General features: G+C 65.4%; 23 protein-coding genes. 11 read left to right on the forward strand and 12 right to left on the reverse strand.

What is annotated here, in order from left to right; all coding sequences use genetic code 11:
* Positions 1 to 13 precede the first annotated feature (13 nt).
* Positions 14 to 1,117, forward strand: a complete 1,104-nt coding sequence (locus A7G45_RS06495; RefSeq protein ID WP_071288625.1) for an MBL fold metallo-hydrolase — start codon at positions 14 to 16, stop codon at positions 1,115 to 1,117.
* A gap of 14 nt (positions 1,118 to 1,131) precedes the next feature.
* Positions 1,132 to 2,112 carry an amidohydrolase family protein gene (locus A7G45_RS06500; RefSeq protein WP_260935089.1) on the forward strand — a complete coding sequence of 327 codons (981 nt, stop codon included), beginning with the start codon at positions 1,132 to 1,134 and terminating at the stop codon, positions 2,110 to 2,112.
* Here the strand turns inward: A7G45_RS06500 and A7G45_RS06505 are convergent.
* From A7G45_RS06505 to A7G45_RS06530, 6 genes are all read right to left on the reverse strand, one after another.
* The gene (locus A7G45_RS06505) at positions 2,109 to 2,978 is read right to left on the reverse strand and encodes a hypothetical protein (protein WP_260935091.1); all 870 of its coding nucleotides are present in this window, start codon (positions 2,976 to 2,978) and stop codon (positions 2,109 to 2,111) included. The two genes, A7G45_RS06500 and A7G45_RS06505, sit on opposite strands and share 4 nt — an antisense overlap.
* 64 nt (positions 2,979 to 3,042) lie before the next feature.
* Entirely contained in the window at positions 3,043 to 4,158 is a 1,116-nt protein-coding gene (locus A7G45_RS06510) for an alpha/beta hydrolase (RefSeq protein WP_260935093.1), read from the reverse strand.
* A 119-nt stretch (positions 4,159 to 4,277) separates the two neighbouring features.
* Positions 4,278 to 5,051: a glucose 1-dehydrogenase gene (locus A7G45_RS06515; RefSeq protein WP_260935095.1), complete on the reverse strand. Its 774-nt coding sequence runs from the start codon at positions 5,049 to 5,051 to the stop codon at positions 4,278 to 4,280.
* A 74-nt stretch (positions 5,052 to 5,125) separates the two neighbouring features.
* A complete protein-coding gene (locus A7G45_RS06520; RefSeq protein WP_260935096.1) occupies positions 5,126 to 6,607 on the reverse strand; it encodes a WS/DGAT/MGAT family O-acyltransferase in 1,482 nt (493 codons plus the stop codon).
* Positions 6,608 to 6,856: 249 nt separating this feature from the next.
* A complete protein-coding gene (locus tag A7G45_RS06525) occupies positions 6,857 to 8,242 on the reverse strand; it encodes an FAD-binding oxidoreductase (RefSeq protein WP_260935098.1) in 1,386 nt (461 codons plus the stop codon).
* Positions 8,239 to 9,720, reverse strand: a complete 1,482-nt coding sequence (locus A7G45_RS06530; protein ID WP_260935099.1) for an APC family permease — start codon at positions 9,718 to 9,720, stop codon at positions 8,239 to 8,241. The genes A7G45_RS06525 and A7G45_RS06530 overlap by 4 nt, the downstream gene beginning before the upstream one ends.
* A 272-nt stretch (positions 9,721 to 9,992) precedes the next feature.
* Here A7G45_RS06530 and A7G45_RS06535 point away from each other — a divergent pair, with 272 nt between their 5' ends.
* The gene (locus tag A7G45_RS06535; RefSeq protein WP_043391739.1) at positions 9,993 to 10,790 is read left to right on the forward strand and encodes a L,D-transpeptidase; all 798 of its coding nucleotides are present in this window, start codon (positions 9,993 to 9,995) and stop codon (positions 10,788 to 10,790) included.
* Positions 10,791 to 11,114: 324 nt separating this feature from the next.
* Here A7G45_RS06535 and A7G45_RS06540 read toward each other — a convergent pair whose 3' ends face one another.
* From A7G45_RS06540 to A7G45_RS06555, 3 genes are all read right to left on the reverse strand, one after another.
* On the reverse strand, positions 11,115 to 11,600 hold the full coding sequence (locus tag A7G45_RS06540) for a hypothetical protein (protein WP_043391742.1): 486 nt from the start codon (positions 11,598 to 11,600) through the stop codon (positions 11,115 to 11,117).
* A 255-nt stretch (positions 11,601 to 11,855) separates the two neighbouring features.
* Positions 11,856 to 12,074 (reverse strand): three-helix bundle dimerization domain-containing protein, encoded by a 219-nt coding sequence (locus tag A7G45_RS06545; RefSeq protein WP_043391743.1) that lies wholly within the window; start codon positions 12,072 to 12,074, stop codon positions 11,856 to 11,858.
* A gap of 280 nt (positions 12,075 to 12,354) precedes the next feature.
* Positions 12,355 to 12,957 (reverse strand): TetR/AcrR family transcriptional regulator, encoded by a 603-nt coding sequence (locus tag A7G45_RS06555; protein ID WP_071288617.1) that lies wholly within the window; start codon positions 12,955 to 12,957, stop codon positions 12,355 to 12,357.
* A gap of 25 nt (positions 12,958 to 12,982) precedes the next feature.
* Between A7G45_RS06555 and A7G45_RS06560 the strand changes: the two genes are divergently transcribed.
* From A7G45_RS06560 to A7G45_RS06570, 3 genes are all read left to right on the forward strand, one after another.
* The gene (locus A7G45_RS06560; RefSeq protein ID WP_260935103.1) at positions 12,983 to 13,747 is read left to right on the forward strand and encodes an SDR family NAD(P)-dependent oxidoreductase; all 765 of its coding nucleotides are present in this window, start codon (positions 12,983 to 12,985) and stop codon (positions 13,745 to 13,747) included.
* Between the two features lie 189 nt (positions 13,748 to 13,936).
* A complete protein-coding gene (locus A7G45_RS06565; protein ID WP_260935105.1) occupies positions 13,937 to 14,929 on the forward strand; it encodes an alpha/beta fold hydrolase in 993 nt (330 codons plus the stop codon).
* 58 nt (positions 14,930 to 14,987) lie between these two features.
* Entirely contained in the window at positions 14,988 to 15,662 is a 675-nt protein-coding gene (locus A7G45_RS06570; protein WP_260935107.1) for a hypothetical protein, read from the forward strand.
* Here the strand turns inward: A7G45_RS06570 and A7G45_RS06575 are convergent.
* On the reverse strand, positions 15,640 to 16,779 hold the full coding sequence (locus A7G45_RS06575; protein ID WP_260935109.1) for an acyl-CoA dehydrogenase family protein: 1,140 nt from the start codon (positions 16,777 to 16,779) through the stop codon (positions 15,640 to 15,642). The two genes, A7G45_RS06570 and A7G45_RS06575, sit on opposite strands and share 23 nt — an antisense overlap.
* Before the next feature lie 94 nt (positions 16,780 to 16,873).
* On the opposite strand from A7G45_RS06575, the gene A7G45_RS06580 reads away from it, so the two are divergent.
* Positions 16,874 to 17,458 (forward strand): TetR/AcrR family transcriptional regulator, encoded by a 585-nt coding sequence (locus A7G45_RS06580; RefSeq protein WP_260935112.1) that lies wholly within the window; start codon positions 16,874 to 16,876, stop codon positions 17,456 to 17,458.
* A 147-nt stretch (positions 17,459 to 17,605) separates the two neighbouring features.
* Positions 17,606 to 18,697: a cellulase family glycosylhydrolase gene (locus tag A7G45_RS06585; RefSeq protein WP_276554980.1), complete on the forward strand. Its 1,092-nt coding sequence runs from the start codon at positions 17,606 to 17,608 to the stop codon at positions 18,695 to 18,697.
* Positions 18,698 to 18,761: 64 nt separating this feature from the next.
* Here A7G45_RS06585 and A7G45_RS06590 read toward each other — a convergent pair whose 3' ends face one another.
* Positions 18,762 to 19,985, reverse strand: coding sequence for a DUF445 domain-containing protein (locus A7G45_RS06590; RefSeq protein ID WP_043392006.1), 1,224 nt, complete (start codon positions 19,983 to 19,985; stop codon positions 18,762 to 18,764).
* A gap of 242 nt (positions 19,986 to 20,227) precedes the next feature.
* Complete coding sequence (locus tag A7G45_RS06595; protein ID WP_260935117.1) at positions 20,228 to 22,258, reverse strand: PecA family PE domain-processing aspartic protease; 2,031 nt, start codon at positions 22,256 to 22,258, stop codon at positions 20,228 to 20,230.
* A 410-nt stretch (positions 22,259 to 22,668) separates the two neighbouring features.
* Here A7G45_RS06595 and A7G45_RS06600 point away from each other — a divergent pair, with 410 nt between their 5' ends.
* The 3 genes from A7G45_RS06600 (at position 22,669) to A7G45_RS06610 (ending at position 26,442) form a co-directional block, all read left to right on the forward strand.
* Positions 22,669 to 24,603, forward strand: a complete 1,935-nt coding sequence (locus A7G45_RS06600; RefSeq protein ID WP_260935119.1) for a cellulase family glycosylhydrolase — start codon at positions 22,669 to 22,671, stop codon at positions 24,601 to 24,603.
* 301 nt (positions 24,604 to 24,904) lie between these two features.
* Positions 24,905 to 25,591, forward strand: coding sequence for an MlaE family ABC transporter permease (locus A7G45_RS06605; RefSeq protein WP_234884465.1), 687 nt, complete (start codon positions 24,905 to 24,907; stop codon positions 25,589 to 25,591).
* Complete coding sequence (locus tag A7G45_RS06610; RefSeq protein ID WP_071289102.1) at positions 25,588 to 26,442, forward strand: ABC transporter permease; 855 nt, start codon at positions 25,588 to 25,590, stop codon at positions 26,440 to 26,442. The genes A7G45_RS06605 and A7G45_RS06610 overlap by 4 nt, the downstream gene beginning before the upstream one ends.
* Positions 26,443 to 26,447 lie beyond the last annotated feature (5 nt).

Below are 26,447 nucleotides of genomic sequence, written 5' to 3' on the forward strand. Positions count from 1 at the left end.
ATACCTTGCCGTCATGCATGGGTGTGGCCCTGACTGCGCCGACAGCGTCGACGCGATCTCCCGGCGGACCGCGATTGCCGCCTCGGTGTCGGCGCTGCTCGGCGGCGCGGCGCTGGCGACGTCGGCGGGCAGTTCAGCCGAGCCGCGGGGCAATGAGCTGCCGCAGAACGCACTGATCACGCTCGGGGTGCAGGCGGGTCCGCCGCCGGTGCCCAACCGGACGGGCATCTCATCGGCGCTCAAGATCGGCGGCGACGTCTACCAAATCGACTGCGGCCTAGGCTCTTTGAACGCGTTCACCAATGCGGGCCTGAGATTCGACCAGCTGCGCAGCCTCTTCATCACGCACCTGCACACCGATCACATCGTCGATTACTACAGCTTCTTCCTGTCCGGCGGCTACACCGCCTCGCCGGGCAAGGGCGCGGTGACGGTGTACGGGCCGGGCCCGGCCGGTGGTCTGCCGCCCAGCGAGGTCGGCAACCCCAACCCACCGACCGTCGAACCGGCCAACCCCACGCCGGGGATCGCGGCCATGACCGATGCGTTGCACCGGGCTTTCGCCTACACCAGCAACATCTTCATCCGGGACATGGGCACCGATGACATCCAAAGCTTGGTCAACGTGAACGAAGTCGTCGTGCCACCCGGCTCGGACTACCGGAACAGGTCGCCGCGCACCGACCCATTCTCGGTGATGGTGGACGACAACGTGCGGGTCACCGCGACCCTGGTGAGCCACTACGACGTCTACCCGGCCTTCGCCTTCCGGTTCGACCTGGTGAAATCTGGTGTGTCGGTGACCTTCTCGGGCGACACGACCAAGTCCGACAATCTGATCGCGCTGGCGCAGGGCACCGATATCCTGGTGCATGAGGCGCAGTTCAGCCTGGCCGACGGCGGTAACAACAGCAGGTTCCCGCCGGGATATCTGGTCCGTTCGCATACCTCCGCCGAGCAGGTCGGTGAAGTCGCCGCAGCCGCGGGCGCCAAGCATGTTGTGTTGAGCCACTATTCGCCCACCGACCTGCCCGACTCGAAGTGGCGGGACGCGATCGGCAGCCGTTACCAGGGCAAGATCACCGTCGCGCGCGACGGCCAAGTGTTCGCTCTCTGACCTATCCTCGGCCTATGCATCTGATCGCGCTGGAAGAGCACTACGCCTGGAATCCGGCGAGCGACGGCAACGTGGTCGCGACATGGCTGGAGTCCAACAACCGCACCGGCTTCGATCGGCTCTACGATCGCGGGCCGCTCCGGCTGGAGCAGATGGACGCCGCCGGCATCGACTTCCAGATCCTGTCGCTGTTCGACCCGGGGGTGCAGGAGTACGACGACGCCGCGCTCGCCGTCGACTACGCGCGCCGCGCCAACGACGATCTAGCCGAGACTGTGCGCCAGTACCCCGACCGGTTCGGGGGCTTCGCCACGCTCGCCACCCAGGACCCCGAGGCGGCGGTGGCCGAATTACGAAGGGCCGTCGTTGATCTCGGACTGGTGGGCGCCCTCATCAACGGCCACACCCATGGCCGCTACCTGGACGACCCCGCCTATGGGGCGCTGTTCGACACCGCTGAGACGCTCGGTGTCCCGCTCTATCTGCATCCGACCACCCCGCACCCGGCGGTGATGGACGCCTGGTTCGCGCCGTACGTCGACCAGGGTCTGCACCTGGCGTCGTGGGGGTTCGCCGTCGAAGCGGGGACGCACGCGCTGCGGCTGATCTACTCGGGGCTGTTCGACCGCCACCCGAACCTGCAGATGATCCTCGGCCATCTCGGAGAGATGTTGCCGTTCACCGCTTTTCGCACCGATCGGTACTACGGGCTGGGCGGCTCGGGCGGCCACTTGCAGAAGCTGCCGTCGGAGTACCTGCGGAACAACTTCTACTTCACCACGAGCGGCAACTTCTCGCCTCCGGCCATGGCGTGCACGTTGTCGGTCATGGGCACCGACCGCGTCATGTTCTCGGTGGATTACCCGATGGACGACAATGTCGATGGGGCGAACTTCCTGGCGTCGTATCCGATGGACGAGCCGGACCGGCGCAAGGTGGGCTACGAGAATGCGTTGCGGCTCTTCGGAGATCGCATCCCGGCAATCGGCGGCTAGAGCGCGCGGCCCATCCAGCTCAGGTTGAGCGACCTGCCCACCTGGTTGAGTTGGCTGATGGCCTCCTCGATCCGCCGCCGCGGCACCTCGACCCGCCATTCCGGCATCCGGCCGGTCAGCTGCAAGGTTTCCGGACTGAAGCTGACGGACGTCGGCGTGAGTTCGCGGGGCAGCTTCGGCAGCTGAATCCGGTAGGCGGGCACGCGATTCGGCAGGTGCCACCGGGCTTTGCGCAGCGCGACCATCCTCGGTTTGATCAACAACGTCGACCCGTCGATGGTCGCGTCGACCTCGAGGTGACCGATGTCAGGCTTTCGGGCCCAACGGATTTGAGCGACGCCACCGGCGTCGATCTGGCCGAGCAGCCGCGGCGCGGCACGACCCGGCAGCGACGACGCCTTGTCGATCATCTCGTCGAGCGCCGTGGTGGACATTTCGATGGTCAGGTCGAGCGGTGCCGCAACCAGCACCGGCGTGTTGCTGGGTTTGATGTGCACGTTGTGCAGGAAGGCAGTGGCCTTGTCGAATTGCCATCCGTTCCAAACGATGTCGGACGCCGAGATGGAGACGTCGCCCAGTTGCCCGACCGACAGACTGCGCATGTCGAGATCGGCGTCGATCGCGGTGACCGTCAGCGTCATCTCGCCGGACTTGAGCTTGACGGTCATCCGGCGGCCGACGAGCTGCTTGCGCAACGTGTCGAACAGGCTCTTGTAGGCCCCGGCCGGCCCGCTGGTGAGCGCACTGCCCGCGGTCGATGACCAGAAGGACGACAGCGCGTCCAGCGGCTTGAACGCATCCCAGTTGGGGAGCGAGTCCCAGCTCGGAAACGAGTCCCAGGACGGGAACGGTCCGGAGTTCGCCATGATCAATCATCGCTACTGCGTCAACCGTCGGGACGTCGTGTGTGCCGCTCACCGGGATACCGGACTAGGCGGTGCCCAGCGACTCCCGGAAGCGACGGCCCAGAATTCCGCGCGCCGCGCGGGTCCAGGTGAACCCGACGTGCCCGGCGTTGACCCAGCGCACATGGTCGGCGTGCCACGAATCAGCCAGTGCCTCAGACTGTTCCACCGGGATCAGCCGATCCGCCCTGGCGATGAACAGCGTCCGGTCCCGTGGCGCGACGACCGTCGGCAGCGCCAATGGGGACACCACCTGGAAGACGGTCCGGGCGTCGTCGGACGCGATGACGTCCCGGTACTCTTCGGGCGGCCCGTGGTGGGTCAGCAGGGCCAACGGATCGGCGAACGGCAGCGCCGCGGCCACCGCGTCGAAGCGTTCCAGCCCGGCCAGCACGGTGGACAGGTAGCCACCGAGTGAAACGCCATAGAGGCCCACCGGGGCATCGGTGGTGCTGCGAATCCAGCTCACCAATCGGCGGACATCCCACACCGCCTGGGTGATGCCGTGCAGCATCGAGGTCAGATCCAGCGACAGCAGCTGTCCGTCGGCGGACTCGCGCCGAGGCCCGTGTAGCGGCGAAATCGGAAGTGCCACATTGTATCCGAGCTTGTGGTGCAGGTAGTTGGCCCAGAGTACGTTCAGGTCGAAACGTGACGACCCCATCCCGAAGCCATGCAGGATGACGACCCACGGGGCGGGGGAGTCGGGGCGGCGCAGCAGCCGGACCGTGACGGTGTCGTTGCGGTCATTGCCGGGCCAGCGGCCCGCGCCCAGTTCGAATGACCGGACGTCGAATTCCGATGTGAAGGACATCGACTCGTGGCGCAGCGGTCCGTTGTGGGTGCTCCAGTGCAGGACGTCGGCGTCGTTCAGCTTCGGCGGAGTGCGGTGGTACTTCGATGGTTTGGAGACCCAGCCGCGCCTCTTGAACATGGCCGCGGCCTTGTCCAAGTCGGCGGCGAGCCGTTCCGGAGCGGCTTCTGTCGGCAGCTTCGGCTGGCGCAGGCGCATGACGGCGAGCACGGCTTCGTCGATGGCGATGTGCGGGGCCACGGCCATGCGCTCGTTGATGTCCATGCACTCCGGACGGCTCACCATGGGCGGCTCGGGCAACTCATCGTTCCTCAGTCGGGCAGACACCATTGTCTCCTTGCTTGAAGTCGTCCCGCCCGCAGATGCGCGCCGATGGCCATCGGCGCGCACCCGCGTTGAGCTCAAACACACTGTCCTGACGGACGATTGGCTGGTCACCTGTTCAGTTATTGACCCATCACGTACTTGACGGTGGGGCCGGTGGTCCAGCCGCCGTCGACCGCGATCTCGGCGCCGGTGACGTACGAGGCAGCGCGGGAGAGCAGGTAGGTCACGACGCCGGCGATCTCGTCGGCCTCGCCGACGCGACCCATCGGGGTGTTGGGGTAGTTGCCCTCGCCCTGCTGGATGCCGACAGCAGCCGTCATCGGCGTGTAGGTCATGCCGGGGTGCACGGAGTTGACTCGGATCCGGTCGGTGCCCAGTTCGACAGCGGCGATCTTGCTGAGGCCACGCACCGCCCACTTGGAGGCGCCGTAGCCGGCGGTCAGGGCCAGGCCCATCAGGCCGGCGGCCGACGAGATGTTGACGATGGAACCGCCGCCGGCAGCACGCATCGGTGCGATGACGGCCTGGATGCCGTTGAAGACACCGACCAGGTTGACGTCGAGCACGGTGCGGAAGTGATCCAGGGGCTCGTGCTCGATGAATTGGCCGGTGGAGATGCCCGCGTTGTTGACCAGACCGGTGATCTTGCCGAACTCGGCGACCGTCAGTGCGACGGCGGCGTCCCACTGGGCGCGGTCGGTGACGTCGAGGTGCGCGTACCGGGCCGCGTCCCCGAGTTCGGTGGCCAGTTGCTTGCCCTCGTCGTCGAGGACGTCAGCGATGACGACCTTGCCGCCGCCGGCCGCGATGTGCCGGGCCATCGATGCACCGAGACCGCGTGAGCCACCGGTGACGATCGCCACCACGTCCGACAAGCTATCCGAATCTGCCATCGCAGCAACTTCCTTTCGACGTCGTCAGGGCGCGGATCGCTGTCGCGTCCGCCCTCGTGTGAAGGCAATCACATCTATTCGGCGCTGCCGGACGAACTCCCACCCGGTGGGACTGCGGCGTCTGCTTTTTGCTTGGCGGCCGGGGCGTCCTTCTTCGGTGCGGGCTCCACCCAGCCGGATGCGGCGAGCAGCCGGTCGAGTTCGGCCTTGGCGCCCTCGAGGATCTCCCACGGGTCTTCGACGAGGTCCGGATCAGCCTGAATACCGACGTCGACGTTGCCGCCGTAGCTGAAGACGGTGACGTTGATGCCCATGCCGACGGTGAGCGGACCGACCGGCACGATGTGCTCGATCTTGGCGCCGGCCATGTACAGCTGAAGCGGCGGGCCGGGCACGTTCGAGACGATGAGGTTGCTGGCCAGCGGCAGCTTGTCCTCGAGCTTGGCGGCGCGGAAACCCTTGAACACCAGGTTCAGCAGCACCGGCGGCGCAAAGTCGGTGAGGCCGATGGACTGGCCGGCCTGCAGGTCCTCGGCCAGGGCCTTGGCGCTGTTCATGCCGTTGTGGATGGCGGACAGCCGCTCGACCGGATCGTCCACGTCGGTGCACATCGAGGCGATCATGGTGTGCACGTGGTTACCGGGGGTTTCGTCGCCCGCGTCGCGCGTCGACATCGGCACGGTCGCCAGGACCGGGGTCTCGGGCAGTGCGTCGCGCTTGGTCAGGTAGGTGCGCAGTGCGCCGGCCACGACGCTCAGGATCACGTCGTTGACCTTGACGCCGAGCCCGTTCTTGACGTGTTTGATGTGGGCCATCGGCAGCGACGTGTACGCGAAGCTGCGGTGCGAGCTGAGCGCGCCGTTGAAGCTGGTCTTGGGGGCACTCATCGGGCGTGGCGGCGGATCGTCGCGCCGCAGGTGGCTGATGGTGGTCACCGCGTTGCGGACGGTCTGGCCCAGGTACTGGACGACCTTCGGCGGCGTGCTCGCAGCGGTCAGCGCGCCCTTGGCGAACAGTTCGAGGCTTGAGTGGCGCGTCTGCTCGCCCTCGTTGGGCAGGTCCACAATCGGCTTCGTGGCGTCCGGCGTCACGTCGCACAGGACCGACGACAGGCCCGCGCCGGACACACCGTCGACGATGGAGTGGTGGGTCTTGGCGATGAAGGCGACGCGGCCGCCTTCGAGGCCCTCGACGAACCAGCTCTCCCACAGCGGCTGGTTGCGGTTGAGCTGACGGGCCAGGATCTCGCCGACGACATCGGCGAGCTCTTTCTCGCCACCGGGAGCGGGGAGTGCCGCGCGGTGGATGTGGTAGTCGAGCTTGAACGCGGGATCGTCGACCCACACGGGCCGGTCCAGGCCCAGCGGAACCTCTTGGATCCGGCGCCGGAACGACGGCAGGTAGGGCAGGCGGCGATCCAGGTGAGCGCGGAGGTGCTCGAAGTCGAATCCCGGCGCGTCGCTGGGGTCCAGAATCATCAACCCCAGCGTGTGCTGAGGCCATTCGGTGCCCTCCATGGACAAGAACATGGCATCCATGCCGGACAAGCGCTTCACCGAAAACTCCCCTCGATATACCACGGACGTGTGGCGGCAATAACGTATCGACACGCGAGGGCTTTACGATTGCTACTTCCCAGTCAGCGAGATTGAAATTCGGCGCCTATCAGCGGTTCTCCGCTATTCAGCGGGTCGCTACCAAGTGAACTGAGTTAGTTGTTGCACTTTTCCTGCAATTGTCGAACAGACGTAAAACTGTCGCATTCGTGTGAAGAACGACAGCTTTATGTCTGTTCGCGAGAAAAGTCATGAATGCGCTTTCGCGAGGGTGATGCTCTGCTCGAACTGGAATATATTTTCCGGGTCGTACTTGGCCTTGATGGCGCGCAGCCGGTCGACATTGGCTCCCCAATACGCATATTCCCAGTCGGGCATCCCGGCGTTTGGGACATTGGTGTAGGCGCCGGTTATGAAGGGCTGCAAGGCTTCTCCGAACTTGGCGATCCAGGTCAGGCAGGTCGCCGTCAGTGGGTCAACGGATGCGGGAATGTCGCCGCGAACGCCCCACCCCGCGCCGGGTTCGGCGTAGAAGAGGGCGTTGCGGTGAGCGTAGGCCGCGCCGCCGCGTGGCTCGCTGATAGTGACTGCGCCACCCAGCGCATTGGTGAAATAGTTGCAGGTGGAGGTGGGCGCAGCCGCCATGTAGGTGCCGATGACCTGCACGGCCTCGGGCGGAAAAGGCTGAGAGATGAACTGTGACAAGAACTTCCAATTCGCGGCTTCGTCTTCGGCGGGTATCTGAAAGCCGGCGTACGTGCCGGCCCAATCCGCGGCCGTCGCCTCGACGCGGGGTGTGCCCACAGACAGGATCGGCGCCAGGATCTGCAGCGCCTCGGTCTCCGAACCGGACACGAGGACGCCGATCATCGAAATCTGGTCACGCAGGATCTCCAATTGAGTGGTGAGGCGATGATCCAGGAATGGTGCGCAGTGTTGCCATGCCTGGAAAACCGCCGGCAGGTCGTCGAGTCCGGACCACTTGGCGACGATGTAAATGGTCTGTGCCAGTGGATGAATCGCGTAGGTCAGTGACGTCACGATGCCGAAATTGCCGTTGCCGGCGCCCCGGAGGGCCCACAACAGATCCGGGTTGGAGTTCAGGTCGGCGGTAACCGACTCGGCGCCGCCGGTACCTGAGGCGACGACGACCTCAGCGGCGACCAGGTTGTCGCACGCCATCCCGAAGGCCCGGGTGAGTAGCCCGAAGCCGCCGCCGAGCGTCGCGCCGACCAGCCCGACGGTGCCCTCGGTTCCGGTCGCGGTGGCGAAGCCGGCCTCGCCCAGTGCGGCGACCGTCTCGGACTGATTGAGACCGGCGCCGACCGTGGCGGTCCTGGCCGCGGCGTCGACGGTCACCGACTTGATCTCGCTGACGTCGATCACCAGACCGTCGTCGACGGTGGACCAACCTTCGAGGCAGTGCCGTCCGCTGCGCGCGCGGACCGGCACACCGTGGTGGCGTGCCCACGCCAAAGCGTTGACGACATCTGTTGTTTCCCTGGCAAATACGATGGCCGCGGGCCGGTTGGTGTAGAGCAGATTGTATCCGGCGCACGCTGTGGCGTATTCGGCGTCATCCGCGCACACCACCCGTCCGGTGAGCGTCCCAGGTCGGGACGATAACGGGATCATCGGTCGGCCGCTGCCACGGCGAATTCGTCGATACCGGGCTCGGTGTCGAGCACCTCGCGATTGAAGACCAATATCTTGACGAAGTATCCGAGGCCGACGGCGATGAGGCCGAGCACGATGAAGCTGGGTACCCGCGCGGATTCGGGTGTCACGAGAACGAAGAGTGCGAAGACCACCCAGATCAGTGCGACGGCGGCGACGGGCAGTTCGAAGCGGCCCAGCCCGAACCCACCTTCCTTGTGTTCCAGACGTTTCCGGACGGCGAGGTACAGCACGACGATGGCTCCGTAGATCAGCGCCGGCAGGATCGTCGACGCAATGATCAGCTGGATGAGAGCCCCGCCGCGCAAGGTCACCATCAGCACCACCCCGACGATCAGAATCAGCAGGGTCGCGGGAACCGGTGTCTGGGTGCGTGGATTGACCCGGCGCATCAGCGCGTGGGCGGGGAAGCGGTCGTCACGTGCCATCGCGAAAACCTGCCTCGAGCACGCCGCCATCACCACCATGCCGGCACCGAACATGGCAAAGGCAATGCCGGCCAACAGGATTCGTTCGGTGAAGGATCCGAGCTGCTCGCGGACGATCATGGCCACCGGCGCACCACTGTGGCTCACCGCGCCGACGTCCTTGATCGCGATGGTCAGGGCGATGAGGAAGACCAGACCGGCCACACCCGCCGCAACGACCGACGCCACGATGGCGCGCGGCACGCTCCGGAACGGATCCTTGGCCTCCTCGGCCAGGTTCGCGGCCGAGTCGAAACCGACAAGCGTGGTGAGCCCCATGACCATGCCGGCCATCAACCCGCCGCCGACCGCGAAGTAGTCGGGGGAAGACGACGCGATTCCACGGCTGGTCAGGTTGTCGACATTGCTGTCGCCGGTGACGGCCATGACGATCCCCAGCGCGACCACGATCAGCACGATGATGGCGAGCTCCAGCCCCACCGCGCCGGAGGTGATCAGGCCGAGCAGGCGAGTGGAGGCGATGACCAGGATCGTCTGTGCGATCAACACCGCCACCGTGATCACCCGTGCGGTGTCTTCGCTGGCGGACATGCCGAGTAGCGGCATGACGGCCTGGCTGGCCAACGCGTTGTCCACGGCCACCACCGCTATCGCGAGGTACCAGAACGACAGCCAGCCGAACAACCAGCCGACTTTTGGATTGGCCAACCGCGACGCCCACTGATACGACGATCCGCTGAGCGCGATGCGGGCGGCGAACTGTGCGACCACGAGGGCCACCAGAGTCTGTCCGACGGCGACCAGCACCCACAGCCAGATGCCCACTGGGCCCGAAGTACTGAGGAGGTCGTCGTAGGTGCCGAATATGCCGACCGCCACCGACATGAAGGCGAACGAGACCGCGAAGACCTGAAAGCCGCCGAGGGTCCGTTTCAGCTCTGGTGTGTATCCGCAGTCGACACATTCTTCGTCGGCTGCGGTCTGGACCGCTAGTCGCTCGGTTGTCATGGCTTGCCCCTTCCGTGGCGCCGGCCGTAATTGTCGCCCTCGTCAACCTTGGATGTCGGGAAACCGCAGATGTCGGCAGGTATTGCCGGTCGTCGGTGGCGCGCGTCCCGCTGGCCGGCATCTCGATCGGCATCACGTTTCGTGATATCGGGTAGCCAATCCGTGACGAATCTTTGACCGAAATATTGACGCGCCGTACGGATTTCGGCGTTCGTCGGCCCATACCATGACGGAGTTCAACCATGCGGCCAGCGCACGAAGGGGTCGGATAGATGCGGGTGTTTGTACACGGTGTCCTTGCCGTGGTCGTGGTCGCCACGACCACCACTGGCGGCGCGCTCGGTATCGAGACGGCAGGCATTCGACTGCCACTGGGCTCGATCATCGAGTCGACGCAGCCGACGCAGGGCGTTCCGGTGGGCGTCGCACACCCGATCGTGGTGACGTTCAAGCGGCCGATCACCAACCGTGCGGCCGCCGAGCTGGCGCTGGACGTGACATCGACACCCGCGATGACGGGCAAGTTCGAATGGCTGGATAACAAAGTGGTGCAATGGGTTCCAGACGGTTTCTGGCCCGCGCACAGCACGATCAAGTTGACGGTCGGCGGTCAGCCGATGGCGTTGACGACGGGCCCGGCGGTCATCGGGACGGCTCACGTCGCCGATCACACCTTCACCGTCACGATCGACGGTCAGACTCCGCCGGACATGCCGGCGCCGCACCATCTTCCGCATCTCGGCGAGTCGGGCGTGCTGTTGGCGACCATGGGTCGGCCGGAGTACGAGACACCGCCGGGCAAGTACACCGTCTTGGCGAAAGACCGCAATGTACTTATGGATTCGAGCAGCGTTGGCATTCCCGTCGATCATCCGGACGGGTACATGACGGAGGTCGAGTTCGCGGTACGGATCAGCCAACGCGGGCTGTTCGTGCATTCGGCGCCCTGGGCCGTCGAGTCGATGGGCTTCGAGAACGTCAGCCACGGTTGTATTGGTTTGGCGCCCGCGGGAGCCGAGTGGTACTTCAACACCGTCAACGTCGGCGATCCCGTCATCATCGAGCCATAGCCTGCGCCGCAGGACAATTCGCGTTCTCGCGCCGCGTTGACCCTGAGGCCGCGGCGGTCGTCGCTCGCACAAGTGCGCCCTGAGTACAGGGTCACTAGGTGTGGGCTGCCGCCGTCGGTTGACCCTGAGGCCACGGCGGTCGTCACTCGCACAAGTTCGCCCTCAGTACAGGGTCAACGTGGGGTGACTGTTGACCTTGAGTCCACGGTGCTCGTCACTCGCACAAGTTCACCCTGAATACAGGGTCAACCCCCACAACGCACGAAGCACCCGAGCCGCGAGGGCTCGGGTGCTTCGGTGAAAGCGGTTGTGCAGCTAGATGATTCAGTTCTGCGGGCCCGGCTGGGTCGGCAGGTTCGGGGTCGGGCCGCCGGCGTCGACGGGACGTAGGGTGCGGGCTTCCTTGCCGTCGGCGATGCCGCCCATGTCCATCGGGATCGCGGCGGGAGCCGCGGCGATCGGGATCGGGGCGCCGAGCGGCAAGCCGGCGGGGATGGGCGGCACGACCGGAGGCACGCCTACCGGGACCGGCGGGACCACCGCAGGAACCGGCGGGACCGCGGCCGGGACCACCGGAGCGGCGGCCAGGGGGCCGATGATGCCCGACGATTCGACGGCGGGGGCGGCGCAGGGCGCGGCAGCTGCTGCCGCGGCGGGTGCCCCGGCTGCAGGCGCTGCGGCGCCCGTGTCGCACGCGTATCCGCCAGTCTTGAGTGGGACTGCCGCTGCAGTCGGGCTCACGGCCACGGCGGCAGCGCACACACCGGCGCTGGCAACTACTTTCACAGCGATTCGACCAAAGCTGATCATCACCGGCGTCTCCTTGAACGTGCCCTTAAATTACCAGCGCCGAAAATTTGCGCAGCTGAACCGTAGGGCACCGCGGGAGGCCGGTTCAAGACATGTTCTCAATCGGATGCGCGCTCGACATGGGACTGAGCTGCGACCGTGACCGCACCGTTTCAATCGCCTCAAAGTCCTCACAGAAAGGTCTCAGAGGGTAACGGGTTGGTACTGGAACCCGTTGTGGCGCCAGCAAACTCGGCGCCATGCCGAGTGAGGAAGTTACCGGGCGTCGGAGCTGTCGGCCAAGAGCCTGGTCAACTCGTCGTCGGCACGTCGCTCGACGAGGAGCGGTACGAAGTCCCGAATCGTGCTGCCGGCGAACTGCTCGCGCGCGCCGTCGATGACGGTAGTCACGCGAGCCGGAGGCAGGTCCGCAAACTTGGCCGTCAGGCGGCTCTCAATTTCGTTGAATACCTGTTCTTCAGTCTTGGCGGACACGCCGTCGATCCTTCTCGGCGGCGTTGACAGCTGTCAACGCAGATGGGGTGACGTGTAGGCGAACTAACAACTACGGGTGACGTGTGAGCCGCAGGAAATGTCGACGATGCCCCTACGGTTGTGAAGGGCGGCGGGCCGTTGGGTCCCGCCCTTCACCTGACTCATGCGGCGCCGGGAGGCCAGCATCAACAGTCTGCAGATCACCGAAGCGGAGCGACGGTGGTTCGGCGTGCGGCCGGAGTCGGAACGCGGTCCGGGGCACGACATTCCGCTGCAATAGCTATCGCTGTCGCAGCGCCCCGATGCCCTCATCCAGGGCGGCCTCCAGATAGGTGAGGTCGCCGGTGGCGAGCATGATCCCGACGCCGCCCTGGATGCCGGCCAGCAGCGCGGCCGCCGCGCGCTCGGGGTCGACGGTGCCGGCGATCTTCTCCTGCTGCTGCATTGCCGTGATGCCGGCGGCGATGGCGCCCCGCCACGAGTCGATCAGTTCGGTGGTGACGGCCTGCGCGCCGCTACTGGTGCGTCCGATCTCGGACATCAGCACGGCGATCGGGCAGTTCTGGCCCTGTCGGCGGTACCGCTCGACCACGATGTCCCGCCAGCGTTGCCAGGCGGCCCACGAGGTGAGCGAGCTCAGGTGGGGCTGCTGGTCGTCGAGTACCCGCTGCGATTCGAGGGTTGCGACAGCGAGCAGCAGCTGGTCTTTGCCGTGCGGAAAGTAATGGAAAATCTGGCTTTTCGAGGTTCGGGTACGTGCCATCACGTCTTCGATGGTGGTCTGCGCGACACCGCGTTCCCGGATTTCGGCTGCGGCGCCGTCGACGATCCGGGCACGGGTGGCCTGTCCCTTGGCCGTCAGTTTTTGGACTTGCAGGTCCATTTTGTCCCGTGCAGCATGTGGACTCATGAGTCCAGAACATACGCGATTGTCCGGCCGCACAGCACTTGTCACGGGTTCCACCGGAGGACTCGGAACGGCCATCGCACGCAGGCTGGCCGAGGAAGGCGCACATGTCGTGGTCAGCGGCCGGAACGCGGAGCGCGGTGCTCAGCTGGTGACGGCTATCCGTGCTTCCGGCGGCGAGGCGTCGTTCGTCGCGGCAGACCTGGCGGGTGGCGACGACGCGATCCGCGACCTCGCTGAACGCGCCACGGAGGCGGTGGGTGGGCGCCTTGACATCCTGGTGAACAACGCCGCCACGCTGCTGATGCCGACCCCGACCGGTGACATCGTGCCTGCAGTGCTGCGAGAGGCGTTCGAGGTCAACGTCTTTGCGCCATTCCTGCTCACCGGTGTGATCGCCCCGGCAATGGTGCGTGCTGGTGGCGGTGCCGTGGTGAACATCGGATCGATCACCGGGCTGCGTGGGGCGAGCGGGTCGGCGATCTACAACTCCAACAAGGCGGCGATCCATTCGCTCACCACATCCTGGGCCGACGAGTACGGACCGTTCGGGGTGCGGGTCAACGCGGTGGCCCCGGGGCCGATCGCAACCGAGCGGCAACAGGAGTTCGCAGACCACATCAAACCGGTGCTGGACCGGTTGCCCTCTCGGCGGATGAGCACACCGGAGGAGGTCGCCGCATCGGTGGCGTTCCTGGCCAGTGATGACGCCGCCAACATCCACGGCGCCGTCCTCAGTGTCGACGGTGGGTGGGCGGCCGTCTGACGCAACGCCGTGACCAGACCTCATCTCTGAAATCGATGTCAGCCATCAAAATCTATCGTTGGACACGATACGCATCAGCGGGTGAGATAGGTGCCGTGCGCCGCGGTGGTGAATCGTGGGCGGCCTACCGAGACGCTCTGGAAGGAACGACGAACCGTGAACGGCTTCAGCAGAAGACAGTTCGGCTTGATGGCGACGGCAGCGGTCGGCGCCGCGTCGCTGGCGGCCTGTGGGTCGTCGTCCGAGCAGCCGGCGGCCGTGAAGACGACGCCGCCGCCCGCACCGGAGCACAACCTGAATGCGGTCAAGCAGGTTCGCGCCGGCGACCTGAACGTCGGATACGTCGAAGCGGGGCCGGCAGACGGTCGGCCGGTCATCCTGCTGCATGGCTGGCCCTACGACATCCACAGCTACGCAGACGTTTCCGCGCTCCTGGCGGATCAGGGCTTCCGGGTGATCGTGCCGTATCTGCGCGGCTTCGGATCGACCCGCTTCCTGGCAGATGCGACGGTCCGGAACGGGCAGCAAGCTGCGCTGGCCGCGGACGTCATTGCCCTGATGGACGCGCTGAACATCCCGCGGGCGATCCTCGGCGGCTTCGACTGGGGCGGGCGGTCGGCGAATGCCGTTGCCGCGCTGTGGCCGCAGCGGGTCGCAGGTCTGGTTGCGGTCAGCGGGTACATCGTGGTCAATCGCGCGGCCAACCTGCAGCCGCTGGAGCCGCAGGCCGAGCTGGGGTGGTGGTACCAGTACTACTTCTCCACGCCGCGCGGTGAACTCGGCTACCGCAAGAACACCAAGGAGTTCAATCGCCTGATCTGGGAGAAGGCCTCACCGTTGTGGCACTTCACCGACGCCACCTACGGACTGAGCGCCGGGTCGTTCGACAACCCGGACCACGTCGCCATCGTGATCCACAACTACCGCTGGCGGCTCAGCCTGGCAGAGGGTGAAAGTCGTTACGACGCAGACGAACAACGCCTGCAGACCAAACCGCTGATCCATGTCCCCACCATCACGATCGGCAGCGACTTCGACGGTGCGGCGAAAGACGGCGCGGGATATCGCCCGATGTACACCGCGGCGTACGAGCACCGTGTCCTCGACGGCATCGGTCACAACGTGCCGCAGGAGGCGCCTACGCAATTCGCGAATGCCGTCATCGACGTCAGCCGGATGTAGTCGGCTGACGTCGGAATGACCGCCGTTCAAAGCAATTGACTGAAAGGAGCAAGACCGGATGGCGATCGTCGACGCAGTGGAAGCCCGATCGGCGCAGCTCGCGCCTGGGCCGAGTGGTTGGCTCACCGGCTGGCGGCTGACCTGGACGCTCGTGTTACTGATTGCCGTTGGCACGACCGCGGTTGCGGTTGTGGCGGGCGGCGTTGCCGGAGCCAACGAAGGCATCCGGATCACGGCACGCACCTCAGCGGTGCTGTTCCTTCTGGCGTTCACGGCGTCATCTGCATATCGGCTGTGGCCCAATAATTTCACCAGATGGGTGCGGACGAATCGACGCTATCTCGGCGTCGGCTTCGCGGGTTCTCATTTGGTCCACGCCGGGTTCATCGTCGCGTCTGTGGTACTGAGCAGCGAGCGGTTCAAAGCGGGTGTCGAGCGCACCCCGCACGCCGTCTATGCCCTCGACACCGTCGCCTACGGATTTCTCATCGCGATGACGGTGACCTCGTTCGACCGTATCGCCAAGCGGATGCAGTATGCGACCTGGCGGAGGCTGCACGTCACCGGAAACTATGTCATCTGGCTGACATTCTTCGTCGCGTACTGGCGTCGCGGGATCACCTACCCGCTGTTCTACGGACCGTTCTTGTTGATCATCCTGGCGGCCTTGGTGATTCGCGCCGTCGGCAAGTCCAGGCGCGCGTCGGTGCCTACTTCGCCAGGCTCCGGCTGATCACCAACCGCTGAATCTGGTTGGTGCCCTCGAAGATCTGCATGATCTTGGCTTCGCGCATGAAGCGCTCCACGCGGTAATCGCGGGTGTAGCCGGCACCGCCGAATACCTGGACCGCGTCGGTGGTGACCTTCATGGCAGCGTCGGTGGCGACCAGTTTGGCCACCGAGGCGTTGCGCGAGTACGGCAGCCCGGCATCGCGTCGGCGGGCGGCATCGAGGTAGGTGGCCCGTGCAGAGTCAACTGCCGCAGCCATGTCGGCGAGCAGGAAGCCGAGGCCCTGGTGATCGATGATCTTGCGGCCAAACGTCGTTCGTTCCTGGGCGTAGGCCACCGCCTGATCCAGCGCGGACTGGGCCAGGCCGACGGCGACCGCGGCGACACCGAGCCGGCCGGAATCGAGCGCGCTGAAAGCGATCGGCAGGCCCTGGCCTTCGGCGCCGATCAGGCGCTCGGCGGGCAGGAAAGCATCGTCGTAGTGCGCGGAGGTGGTGGGGACCGCGTGCAGGCCCATTTTTTCCTCAGGCCGGCCGAAGGACAGTCCCGGCGTGTCCTTCGGCACCAGGAAGCACGAGATGCCTTGGGAGCCTTCACCTGTGCGGGCGAACAGGGTGTAGAAGTCGGCCAAGCCGCCGTGCGTGATCCACGCTTTCGAGCCGGTGATGCGGTAGCCGTCGTCGGACCGGACGGCCTTGCAGGCCAGCGCCGCGGCGTCGGAACCGGCCTGCGGTTCGGACAGGCTGTAGGCACCGACCAGGGTGCCGCTCAGCATCTCCGGCAACCAACGCTGCCGCTGCTCGTCGGTGCCGAACGTCATCAACGGATGGCACGACAGGCTGTGCACACTGACCGCGATGGCCACCGAAGCCCACCGCGCCGCGAGCTCCTCGAGCACCTGGAGGTAGACCTCGTATGGCTGGCCTCCGCCGCCCCACTCCTCGGGGTACGGCAAGCTCAGCAGCCCGGCCTCGCCCAGCGTGGGGAACACCCCGTCGGGGTACGTCTCGTCCTTCTCGTGCTGGTCGACGATGGGGTCCAGCACCTTGTCGGCGATGTCGCGGGTGAGTTCGATGAGCGCGTGGGCTTCGTCGTTGGGCAAGAGGCGATCAACAGGCACCGGATACTCCACTAATACGTCAGGCAGTACTGAATTACCTCACACAGTACTGTTTGAGTAGTACTGAGTAAAGGGTCCGCAGTACTATGCCGTTGTGAGCGCGCGCACGTCCCCGGCATTCGGCACCCGCCGACGCACCGAGCTGTTCGACGCCCTGATCACGCTGTTCCTCGACGAGGGATTCGCGCACCTCACGCTCGACGACATTGCCGGGCGGCTGCGGTGCTCGAAGTCGACGCTGTACACCCTGGCCGGCAGCAAGGAACAGTTGGTCAGCGCCGCCACCGTGCAGTTCTTTCGCCAGGCGACCGACGAGGTGGAGCGACTCGTGGCCGGAGTCGATGGCGCCCGGGCCCGGATCACGGCCTATCTGTCGGCGGTCGGGACGGTGCTGGACGCCGCGTCCGACCAGTTCATGGCGGACCTCGACGCCTTCGCCCCAGCTCGCAGCGTCTACGAGAAGAACACCCAGATCGCCGCCGGCCGGGTGCAGGAGATGATCGCCGAAGGCGTCGAGAGCGGCGAATTTCGCGATGTCCACGCAGCTTTCGCCGCCGACTTGGCGTCGACCATGATGGTGCGCATCCAGCAGCGCCGGGTCCGCGAGAGTACCGGACTCGACGATGCCAGCGCGTATCGCGAGCTGGCCGCGATTCTCACGGCGGGGATCAATGCCTGACGCGTCGGCTTCAGCGTCACTGGCCGACAACTGGTTGATTGCAACTCGATAAGCACGGCCCAATAGCCCCATCAAGATCAGTAGCCTCGTGCGGTGGACCGCAGAACCGCTCTCAAGGTGCCGCTGCTGCTGGCAGCGGGTTCTGCCATGGCCGGATTCTCCGGACCGGCCCTGGCGTCTGCGGCCGGGGCCCGCTGGACGCCCGAGCGGGCCAACAGCTGGTACCAGGGGCAGGGCTGGCTGGTCGGGGGGAACTACATCACCTCCACCGCGGTCAATCAGTTGGAGATGTTCCAGTCGGGTACCTATGACCCCGGCCGGATCAACGCCGAGCTGGGTGCCGCCCGCTGGTTCGGGTTCAACACCGTCCGCGTCTTCCTGCACGATCTGCTGTGGGCGCAGGACCCGCAGGGCTTCTCGCAGCGGTTGACGCAATTCGTCAGCATCGCCTCGAGCAACGGCATCAAGCCGCTGTTCGTGTTCTTCGACTCGTGCTGGGACCCGCATCCAAAACTCGGCGTGCAGCGGGCCCCGACACCGGGCGTCCACAACTCGGGATGGGTGCAGAGCCCGGGCGCCGACCGGATCGGTGATCCGAATTACCGTGCCGTACTGCAGAACTACGTCACCGGTGTGCTGAACCTGTTCCGCAACGACAACCGCGTGCTCGGCTGGGATCTGTGGAACGAGCCCGACAACCCGGCCGCGGTCTATCGCAAGGTCGAGCGCAGCGACAAGATGAAGCTCGTCGCCGACTTGCTACCGCAGGTGTTCGCCTGGGCGCGAGCCGTCGACCCCGTGCAGCCGCTGACAAGTGGTGTGTGGCAAGGCAGTTGGGCCAACCCTGCGCAGCGCAGCGCCATCGCGTCGATCCAGCTGGACAACTCGGACATCGTCTCGTTCCACAGCTACGCCAAGCCGGCCGACTTCTCGGCCCGGATCGATGAGCTCGCGCCGATGGGCCGGCCCATCCTGTGCACCGAGTACCTGGCTCGCAATCAGGGCAGCACCGTCGAGGGTATTTTGCCAATTGCCAAGCAGCGCAACGTCGGTGCGTACAGCTGGGGGCTCGTGGCAGGCAAGACCCAGACCTACTTCCCATGGGATTCGTGGGACCACCCGTACCCGTCGGAGCCCAAGACCTGGTTCAGCGACCTGCTCTACCCCAACGGGCGGGCTTTCCGGGACAGTGAGGTCCTCACCGTCCGCAAGCTGACTGGGGCGCCCGGCCAGACCTAGTTCCTCATGCGATTTCGGCGTGATTCGTAGCGGCGAACGTTACGAATCACGCCGAAATCACCGGTCAGTGGGCCAGCAGCAGGATCAACTGGGCCTGTAGCTCACCGAACAGGAAGCCGAGGGTGGCGCCGAGCACGACGACGATCCACTCGTCATCTTTGAACGCCGGCCGCAGCAGGTTCTCGAACGACAGGGAATCCAGCAGCATCATCTTGGTCACCATGACGTTCTCCAGATCGAGGCGATCCCGCATGTATCCCTCGATGTAGGTGGACGTTTCAGGCAGCTTGTCGATGATCGAATCGGTGATCTGCTTCTTCATGTCCACGTACTGGCGGCCGCCGACGGACTTGATGATCTTGCCGGTGAAGCCCATCTGGGTGTCGATGGTCGCGCTGATCTCGGTGGAGATCATGTCGAAGAACCGGTCCGACGACGGACCGTTCAGCATGCTTTCCATGATGGCCTGGGGCGTGAAGATCTCCCGGGCCATGAGCGCCGCGTAGCCCTCGACGACCTGCGCGCGCTCGCGCTGGAAGACGCCCTGCCATTTGATGCCGAGGAAGACGTTCTTGCGCTCCAGTGGGCGGAAGATCATTTGCAGCGCAACGTAGTCGGTCAGACCACCGGTCAGTAGGCCGAACAGCGGCAGGGACCAGTGCCAGTTGGTGATGCCGAACACCACGGCCTGGACCAGACCGATCAGGAAGCCGAAGAGCAGGCCGGACATGATGAGGAACTTGAACGCCGGCTTGCCGATGTCCTGGAACACCGTGTTGAGCGTGACCTTGTCGCGCACCAGGTTGGTGACGACCATGTGCTTGATGTCGAAGATCTGGTCGACCTGGCCGCGCAGCTTGTCGAACATCGCGGCCATGGCCGTCGGGATGCGCTTCTCGACGTTCTTGACTACGACGTCCTTGAGTTGGTCGGGCGTAGCGCGCCAGACCTGCGGCTGGAACGACATCATGATGGTGTCGACCATCTCCGCCGACGTCTGCCGCAGTGGTTCGGCGAGTTCCTTGATCAGCTCGTTCGGATCGATCTTGTCGAACATCTCCTCGGGTTTGAGAATCTCCGAGGTCAGCGAATCCACCGCTACCGCAGCCATTTTCGGCGCGCGCTTGGGGATCTGGCCCTGCCAGCCGAGGTAGGGCGGGATGCCCTTGAATTCGACGGGATAGAACATCATCTTCAGGGCCATGATCTTGGTGATCCAGCCGACGAACGCCGCGCCCAGCGGGATGGTGACGTACACCCACCAGGGGTAGGCGAACGCGTTCGCCATGAGATTCTCCACCTGGCTGTCTCCCATCAGTCGCGTCCAGCGAGTAGCTGGACTACGTTAACCGGCGACTACGTGCGAGAAGACTAACGGGCACGTCAGATCCTCGGGCGCGGGATCGCGTATTTTGTTAACCCCGCTCGAACCGCCTGATAATTCGGTATTGCGTGCGGAAACTGCGCACAGAAACAGTCCGCTGTTCGCCGCTGAGTGCGGCGAAACAGCGGACGATTTCGCGGCGTGGCCTAGAGGTCGAAGACCGTCGACCCGTTTGCGGTGGAGTAGTCGATGTAGATCCGGTTGTGCAGGAACGGCATTGCGCCGGTGTTCATCAACTCGGCGTTGTAGGCGTCGGAGGTCACCACCGGTGTGTACGACGACGTGGTCTTGTACGAGTACAGCAGCGTGCCGTTGCTGTCGTAGACCGAGATGACGGTGCCGACGGGCACGGTGCTGCCCATGATCGTCGACGGCAGGGTGCCGGTGACGCCGCCGGAGTCGATCAGCAGGTTGATCGGCGTCTTCGACCCGTTGTTGATGCTGACGGAACCGATCACGTTCGGTGAACCCGACGTGGTGACGCGGGCCGGCAGCGGGTTGGGGCCGAAGGTCAGCGTCTTGGCGGCCTCGTCGATGTAGATGCCGTTCTTCAGTGCGCCGGGCAGGCCGGTGGTGACCAGCCCGGGGCCGGGGCCCACCGCGTTGGTGCCGACACCCAGGACACCCACGACGCCGTTGTTCTTCAGGAAGTTGGCGAACGCGGCCTGCTGCGTCGGGTCGGTGATGACGTCGACCGAGACGGGCGCCGTGACGATGCCGCTGCCGAAGTTCACCGTGGTGTTGTAGGTGTTGTAGTTGTAGGTCAGGCCGCCGCTGTAGGCGCCGGTGCCGGTACCCACCGAGTTGCCGAGGCCGGTCTGGCCGACGTTCTTGGCGTTGACCACCAGGCCGGACGATCCGGTGTCCACCAGCACCTTGATGCTCGGCCCGCCGTTCACCGAGATGGTGACGATCGGCTCGACGCCCGCGTACATGGACAGCGGGACCGAGGCGTAGATGCGGGCGTTGGTGGTGGCGTCGACGATGACGGCCTTGATGTCGCGATTCGCGGCCCAGTAACGCGCTGTCTTCAGCGCGGTCACGGCCTTGCCGACCAGCGCCTCGTTGTCCTTGAGTGCCTTCAGGGCTGTCGTATTGGTGGGATCTGCCGCGTAGGCGTCCATGAGGGTCTGCTGGTTCGCCTGGTACGTCGTGAGATAGGTGGCCGCCATCCTCAACTCGTACCGCGAGTACCCGTTGACCCAACTGGTGCCGAGGAGGGTGCGCGCCTGCGCGATCTCCGTCAGCGCGGTGTCGATGTACTCGTCCGCGGTTACGGTCTGGCCCGGCTGCCACGTCTCGGTGGGTGCCGGCGTGAGAGTCGCTGCGGCACTCGTCTTTTCCGTGGTGGTGGCCAGGGCGGGGGTAATGCCCAGCAGCTTGCTCACGGTCTTGGTCGTGCCGACCACGGCCCCGGCCAAGGACTCCTCGGTGGCCAGGGTGGCGGCGCCGAGTGCCTGGCCGACGGCGGCGAGCACCGAGAGCAGTCCGGACACGTTCGCGGGGATGGTCGGTGCCGCGACGCTGCTCAACGCCTTGGTGCTGGGAATGGAAGTGATTGTGGCCGAGGGCGTTTCGGCTGCGGCGACGGTGACGTGCGGGGTGCTGGGTGCTGTTGCTTCCGGTGCCGAAGCGGCGGCCGGCGTCACCGAGCTCGGCGCGTCCTTGGCCGCGGTGTCCGTGGTCGGCTTCACCGCGGCCGCGGTCTTCAGCGGATTCTTCGTCGACGGGGTGTTGGCTACTGCCTGGGCGGCGGCCGACGGGAGCTTCGCGACGGTCCCGGCATTGGGGGCGGTCGTCGACCGGCCGTTGTTCTCGGCCTTCGTGCGGCGATTGCGCGCCGGCTTCGCATCGTTGTCGGAATCCGCCGATGCGTCAGCCGAAGCATCGGTGTCCGAGGCGGCCTTGGTGTCCGACGCCGCCTTGGGGGACGTCGCGTCGGCCGCGGCAGCGGCGTCCTTCTTCTTGTTCTTGGTGTTCTTCTGCGCAGGTGGCTTCTTGGGCTGCGCCGGAGCTGACGAGGACGACGAGGAGTCCGAATCGGTGGACGGGGTGGCGCTTGCGACCGCCGCGCTCCCCAGCAGTGCCGCGCTGACGCCGACAGCGGCGACTCCCGTGCCCAGCCACGTCGATACGGCTAACTTCCGCGGCTGCGAACGACGGTGCGCACCAGGCATTTCGGATCCTCCAGAGTCACGCCGCGCGGCCTTCTGACCCCGGCAGATCAACCGCTGCTGCGGCATTACCGCATAGCAGTGTGGCAGACCGGCGTCGTGCCGCAGTACTACAGAAAATTAACAGTTGTGAACGACTGCCGCAGCGCTTCTGGCAAAGAATTTTGTTAACGCCGTCAATATTGTAAGGCGGCGGACAACGGGGATCCGCCGCCGGTAGGTAGTGCCGACTCGCTCTGTAGCTGTGCGCTGGATGAGAGGACTCCGGCAAATCGCCCACGGGTTACCATCCCTCGACGTAAATTTGCCTTGAGCGGTGACTTTCGTGTCGCACCGATGGCACTTTCGAGGGGGTTTCAGTGGCTGGACGGATCGGCAGACTCGGGCGCGGCTTAGCGCACCGGATGTTGACCGTGTTGATTCCGCTGGCGGTGTTCGGCGCGTATGCACTGCAGCCCGTGCAGCCCGTCTCGCATACCGCGGTGACGCCGACAGCGGAGATTGTTTCGGCGCCGTCGACCATCGGGATGGCTGACTCCAGCCTGTATGGGATGTCGCGGCAAGACATCGACACGACTTTGGACATGCTGCAAGCCATGGGAGTGGAGAACGTCCGGGTCTACATCCCCTGGGTGTACACACAGCCGCTGCCGAATCAGTACAACTGGGCGCCGATCGACGACATCATGAATGCGGCGAAGGCTCGCAACATGGGTGTCCTCGCGATGGTCAACAGCACGCCGGTGTGGGCCGGGACGGCAGGGAACTTCCCTGGGGCGAAGACGCCTGACCCGGTCGCCTACGCGAATTTCATGACTCAGGTCGCCACCCGCTACGGCAAGACCATCTCGGCGTACGAGGTGTGGAACGAGGTCAACTGCGTCTGCTTCTACGACCCGATCTCGCCGGCCAGCTATGCCCAACTGCTGCAGGCTGCCTACCCGGCCATCAAAGCGGCCGACCCCACGGCGACGGTCATCGCAGCCGGGCTCGGCAGCGTCTTCACCGTGAACGGAATCACCATGAACCCGGTGGATTACGTGAACGCGATGTACGCCGCCGGCGCCAAAGGCTTCTTCGACGCCCTCGCGTTCCATCCGTACCAGGAGACGTTGAAATTCTCCGACGGTGAGGGTGTGCCACTCTCGCCGCTCACCCAGATTCAGAAGATCTACGACCTCATGGCGGCGAACGGCGACGGGGCTTTGAAGATCTGGATCACCGAGTACGGCGTGCCGACCGATCACGTCAGCGAACAGACGCAAGCCGACTTCATCAAGAACCTCATCGAGACCTGGCAGACGATGTCCTTCGGCGGGCCGCTCTTCATCTACACCACCCGTGACGACCAGCCCGGCAGCGGCAAGTTCGGCGTCTTCTATGCGGACTGGATCCCCAAACAAGCCGCCTTCGTCATCGCGCAGGAGATCCTGCGGCTCAATGGTGTCGGAGGTGTTGAGGGCATCCTGGCCCGGGTGTTGGCCGGAGTGCGGCTGGCGATCGGGGCGGTTGTGGACGTGGCCGTCAACATTGGCCAAGCAGTGGTGAAAGTCGTCGACGCCGCGTGGAATGCGTTTGTCGACGTCACCAAGGCGGTGACGCAAGCCCTGGTCAACACGGTCAAATGGGTCACCAACGCCGTCGTGCAGGGCGTGAAATGGGTTGCGAACACTGCGGTCGACGTGACGAAGGCTGTGGTCGCCGGTATCTCGAACGTGATCAAGAAGATCGGCGACATCATTCGTCCGTCGGCATCGGTCGCCGCAGTGAACCCGACGGCAGCGCTGAAGGCAGTGGCAGCCATGAAAGAGGTTGCGACGGAGCTGGATTCGCCGAAGGCCACCGCGGCCACCAAGTCCGCAGCCGCCCAGGCCGACCTCAAGGTTGCGCCGGGCAAGGGAACCGGGGTGAAGGACGCCGGCAGTCAGGATGCCGTGAAGGTGCCGGCCGCAGAGCCTGCCAAGGAACCTGCCAAGGAGCCGACGAAAGAACCGGCGACCGAGCCTGAGGTGAAGCCCGCGGACGCGAAGAACCCGGCGAGCGGGGAACCCGAGGCGAAGACGCCTGACGCCAAGGACGCGGTCAAGCCGGAGTCCGAAGGCAAAAAGCCTGCGGGTCAAAAGGATTCGAAGGATCCGACGTCTGACGCGCCGAAGGGCGACAAGGGCGCGAAGCCCGGCCAGCACAAGGGCGGCGACGACAAGGCGGCGAACAGCGCGGCGTCCGGCGACAGTCCGAAGGGCAAGGCGCCGAAGTCGCCGTCGAAGCCGAAGTCCAAGCCAAAGCCGGCGAAGACCGCGGCGGCCACGGGCGAAACTGCGCAGGGCGCCAAAGCCGACCAGAACTGAGCTACTGCGGGGCCACACACAGTAGGTTTTGGCTCAGGGCGATTCAATCCGGGTGAACCGAAGCAATTGCGTTGAGTCGACCTGCATCTTCGGTTATTGACGACGTCACATGCGACTTCTTTTGCGTTGACAGCAAACTGGTGCCTTCCTAACGTCCGGGCCAAGCTCTACGAAAATTGGCACTGGGAGGCAGCTTGTGGCGCAAACGCTTCAGTCGTCTCCGCGCGCCTCCGCGGCCTGGGCGCGTCCCGCTGTGGCGGTTGGCGATTTCATCGTCCTGACCGGCGAGACGTTCGCCGCGATGCTGCGTCCGCCATATGCCTGGCGTGAGCTGATCGAGCAGATCTGGTTCGTCGCCAGGGTCTCCGTCGTCCCGACGGTCGTGCTGTCGATTCCGTACACGGTGCTGATCGTCTTCACGCTCAACATCGTGCTGATCGAGGTAGGTGCCGGCGACCTGTCCGGTGCCGGCGCCGCGCTGGCCTCGGTGACGCAGGTGGGGCCGGTGGTCACCGCGATCGTCGTGGCCGGTGCCGGTTCGACCGCGATGTGTGCCGACCTTGGCGCGCGCACCATCCGGGAAGAGATCGACGCCATGAAAGTCATTGGTGTCAACCCGATTCCGGCATTGGTCGTGCCGCGCGTCCTGGCCGCGACGTTCGTTGCGGCGATGCTCTATTCGATGGTCGCCGTCGTCGGCCTGGCCGGCAGCTACTTCTTCGTCGTCTATATCCAGCACGTGACCCCCGGCGCGTTCATCGCGGGGATGACCCTGCTGACGGGCCTGCCCCAGGTGATCGTCTCCCTGGTAAAGGCGTTGCTGTTCGGTCTGTCGGCCGGCCTGATCGCGTGCTACAAGGGGCTTTCGGTCGGTGGCGGCCCGACCGCGGTGGGCAACGCGGTCAACGAGACCGTCGTCTTCTCCTTCATGGCGCTCTTCCTCATCAATATCCTGGCAACCGCGTTCGGCGTGAAAGTCGCGCCATGACAACCGATGTGGATGTCGACCGCCCATCTCAGCTCAGCGAACTGGCGGGCCAGGCGATCGCGGCGACCCGTCGGCTGGGGGAGCAGACGGCCTTCTACGGCAGCGCGCTGGCCGCCACAGGGGACGCCGTCCGGCGGTATCCGGGCGAGGTGCTGCGGCTGATCGCCGTCATGGGTATGGGTACCGGGGCCCTTGCCGTCATCGGCGGCACCGTGGTCATCGTCGGGTTCCTCACCTTGTCCACCGGCGCGTTGATCGCCGTCCAGGGCTACAACACCCTGTCCAACGTCGGTATCGAAGCCCTCACCGGCTTTTTGGGCGCCTTCCTGAACGTGCGCTTCATCGCGCCGGCCACCGCCGGGGTGGCACTCGCCGCCACGATCGGCGCCGGTGCGACGGCACAACTGGGCGCCATGCGCATCAATGAGGAGATCGACGCCCTGGAAGTGATGGGCATCCGGGTCGTCACGTACCTGGCCGCGACCCGGATCGTCGCCGGTGTGGTGGCGGTCGTCCCGATCTACACCGTCGCGGTGCTGATGTCGTTCCTGGCCACGCGCTTCGGGACCACAATCATCTACGGCCAGTCGCGCGGCGTCTACGACCACTACTTCACGACGTTCCTGCACCCGAACGACCTGGCATGGTCGTTCTTCGAGGCACTGGCCATGGCCGCCGCGGTGATGGCGGTGCACACCTACTACGGCTTCACCGCCACCGGTGGGCCGGCCGGTGTCGGCGAGGCCGTCGGCCGCGCGGTACGCACCTCGATCACCGCGGGCGTCTTCATCCTGCTGACCATCACGCTGTCCGTCTACGGGCAGTCCGGCAACTTCCACCTGGCGGGCTGAACCGA

Source organism: Mycolicibacterium llatzerense, assembly GCF_025331195.1.
Classification (GTDB): Bacteria; Actinomycetota; Actinomycetes; order Mycobacteriales; family Mycobacteriaceae; genus Mycobacterium; species Mycobacterium llatzerense.

What these genes read in the sequence shown, in the direction of transcription:
- A7G45_RS06565 (WP_260935105.1), top strand. Translation starts at nt 13,937, where the DNA reads ATGGCGACGGCAGCGGTCGGCGCCGCGTCGCTGGCGGCCTGTGGGTCG.
- A7G45_RS06585 (WP_276554980.1), top strand. Translation starts at nt 17,606, where the DNA reads ATGGCCGGATTCTCCGGACCGGCCCTGGCGTCTGCGGCCGGGGCCCGC.
- A7G45_RS06530 (WP_260935099.1), bottom strand. Translation starts at nt 9,720, where the DNA reads ATGACAACCGAGCGACTAGCGGTCCAGACCGCAGCCGACGAAGAATGT.
- A7G45_RS06605 (WP_234884465.1), top strand. Translation starts at nt 24,905, where the DNA reads ATGCTGCGTCCGCCATATGCCTGGCGTGAGCTGATCGAGCAGATCTGG.
- A7G45_RS06590 (WP_043392006.1), bottom strand. Translation starts at nt 19,985, where the DNA reads ATGGCGAACGCGTTCGCCTACCCCTGGTGGGTGTACGTCACCATCCCG.
- A7G45_RS06560 (WP_260935103.1), top strand. Translation starts at nt 12,983, where the DNA reads ATGAGTCCAGAACATACGCGATTGTCCGGCCGCACAGCACTTGTCACG.
- A7G45_RS06540 (WP_043391742.1), bottom strand. Translation starts at nt 11,600, where the DNA reads ATGATCAGCTTTGGTCGAATCGCTGTGAAAGTAGTTGCCAGCGCCGGT.
- A7G45_RS06515 (WP_260935095.1), bottom strand. Translation starts at nt 5,051, where the DNA reads ATGGCAGATTCGGATAGCTTGTCGGACGTGGTGGCGATCGTCACCGGT.
- A7G45_RS06495 (WP_071288625.1), top strand. Translation starts at nt 14, where the DNA reads ATGCATGGGTGTGGCCCTGACTGCGCCGACAGCGTCGACGCGATCTCC.
- A7G45_RS06500 (WP_260935089.1), top strand. Translation starts at nt 1,132, where the DNA reads ATGCATCTGATCGCGCTGGAAGAGCACTACGCCTGGAATCCGGCGAGC.
- A7G45_RS06505 (WP_260935091.1), bottom strand. Translation starts at nt 2,978, where the DNA reads ATGGCGAACTCCGGACCGTTCCCGTCCTGGGACTCGTTTCCGAGCTGG.
- A7G45_RS06555 (WP_071288617.1), bottom strand. Translation starts at nt 12,957, where the DNA reads ATGGACCTGCAAGTCCAAAAACTGACGGCCAAGGGACAGGCCACCCGT.
- A7G45_RS06595 (WP_260935117.1), bottom strand. Translation starts at nt 22,258, where the DNA reads ATGCCTGGTGCGCACCGTCGTTCGCAGCCGCGGAAGTTAGCCGTATCG.
- A7G45_RS06570 (WP_260935107.1), top strand. Translation starts at nt 14,988, where the DNA reads ATGGCGATCGTCGACGCAGTGGAAGCCCGATCGGCGCAGCTCGCGCCT.
- A7G45_RS06535 (WP_043391739.1), top strand. Translation starts at nt 9,993, where the DNA reads ATGCGGGTGTTTGTACACGGTGTCCTTGCCGTGGTCGTGGTCGCCACG.
- A7G45_RS06525 (WP_260935098.1), bottom strand. Translation starts at nt 8,242, where the DNA reads ATGATCCCGTTATCGTCCCGACCTGGGACGCTCACCGGACGGGTGGTG.
- A7G45_RS06610 (WP_071289102.1), top strand. Translation starts at nt 25,588, where the DNA reads ATGACAACCGATGTGGATGTCGACCGCCCATCTCAGCTCAGCGAACTG.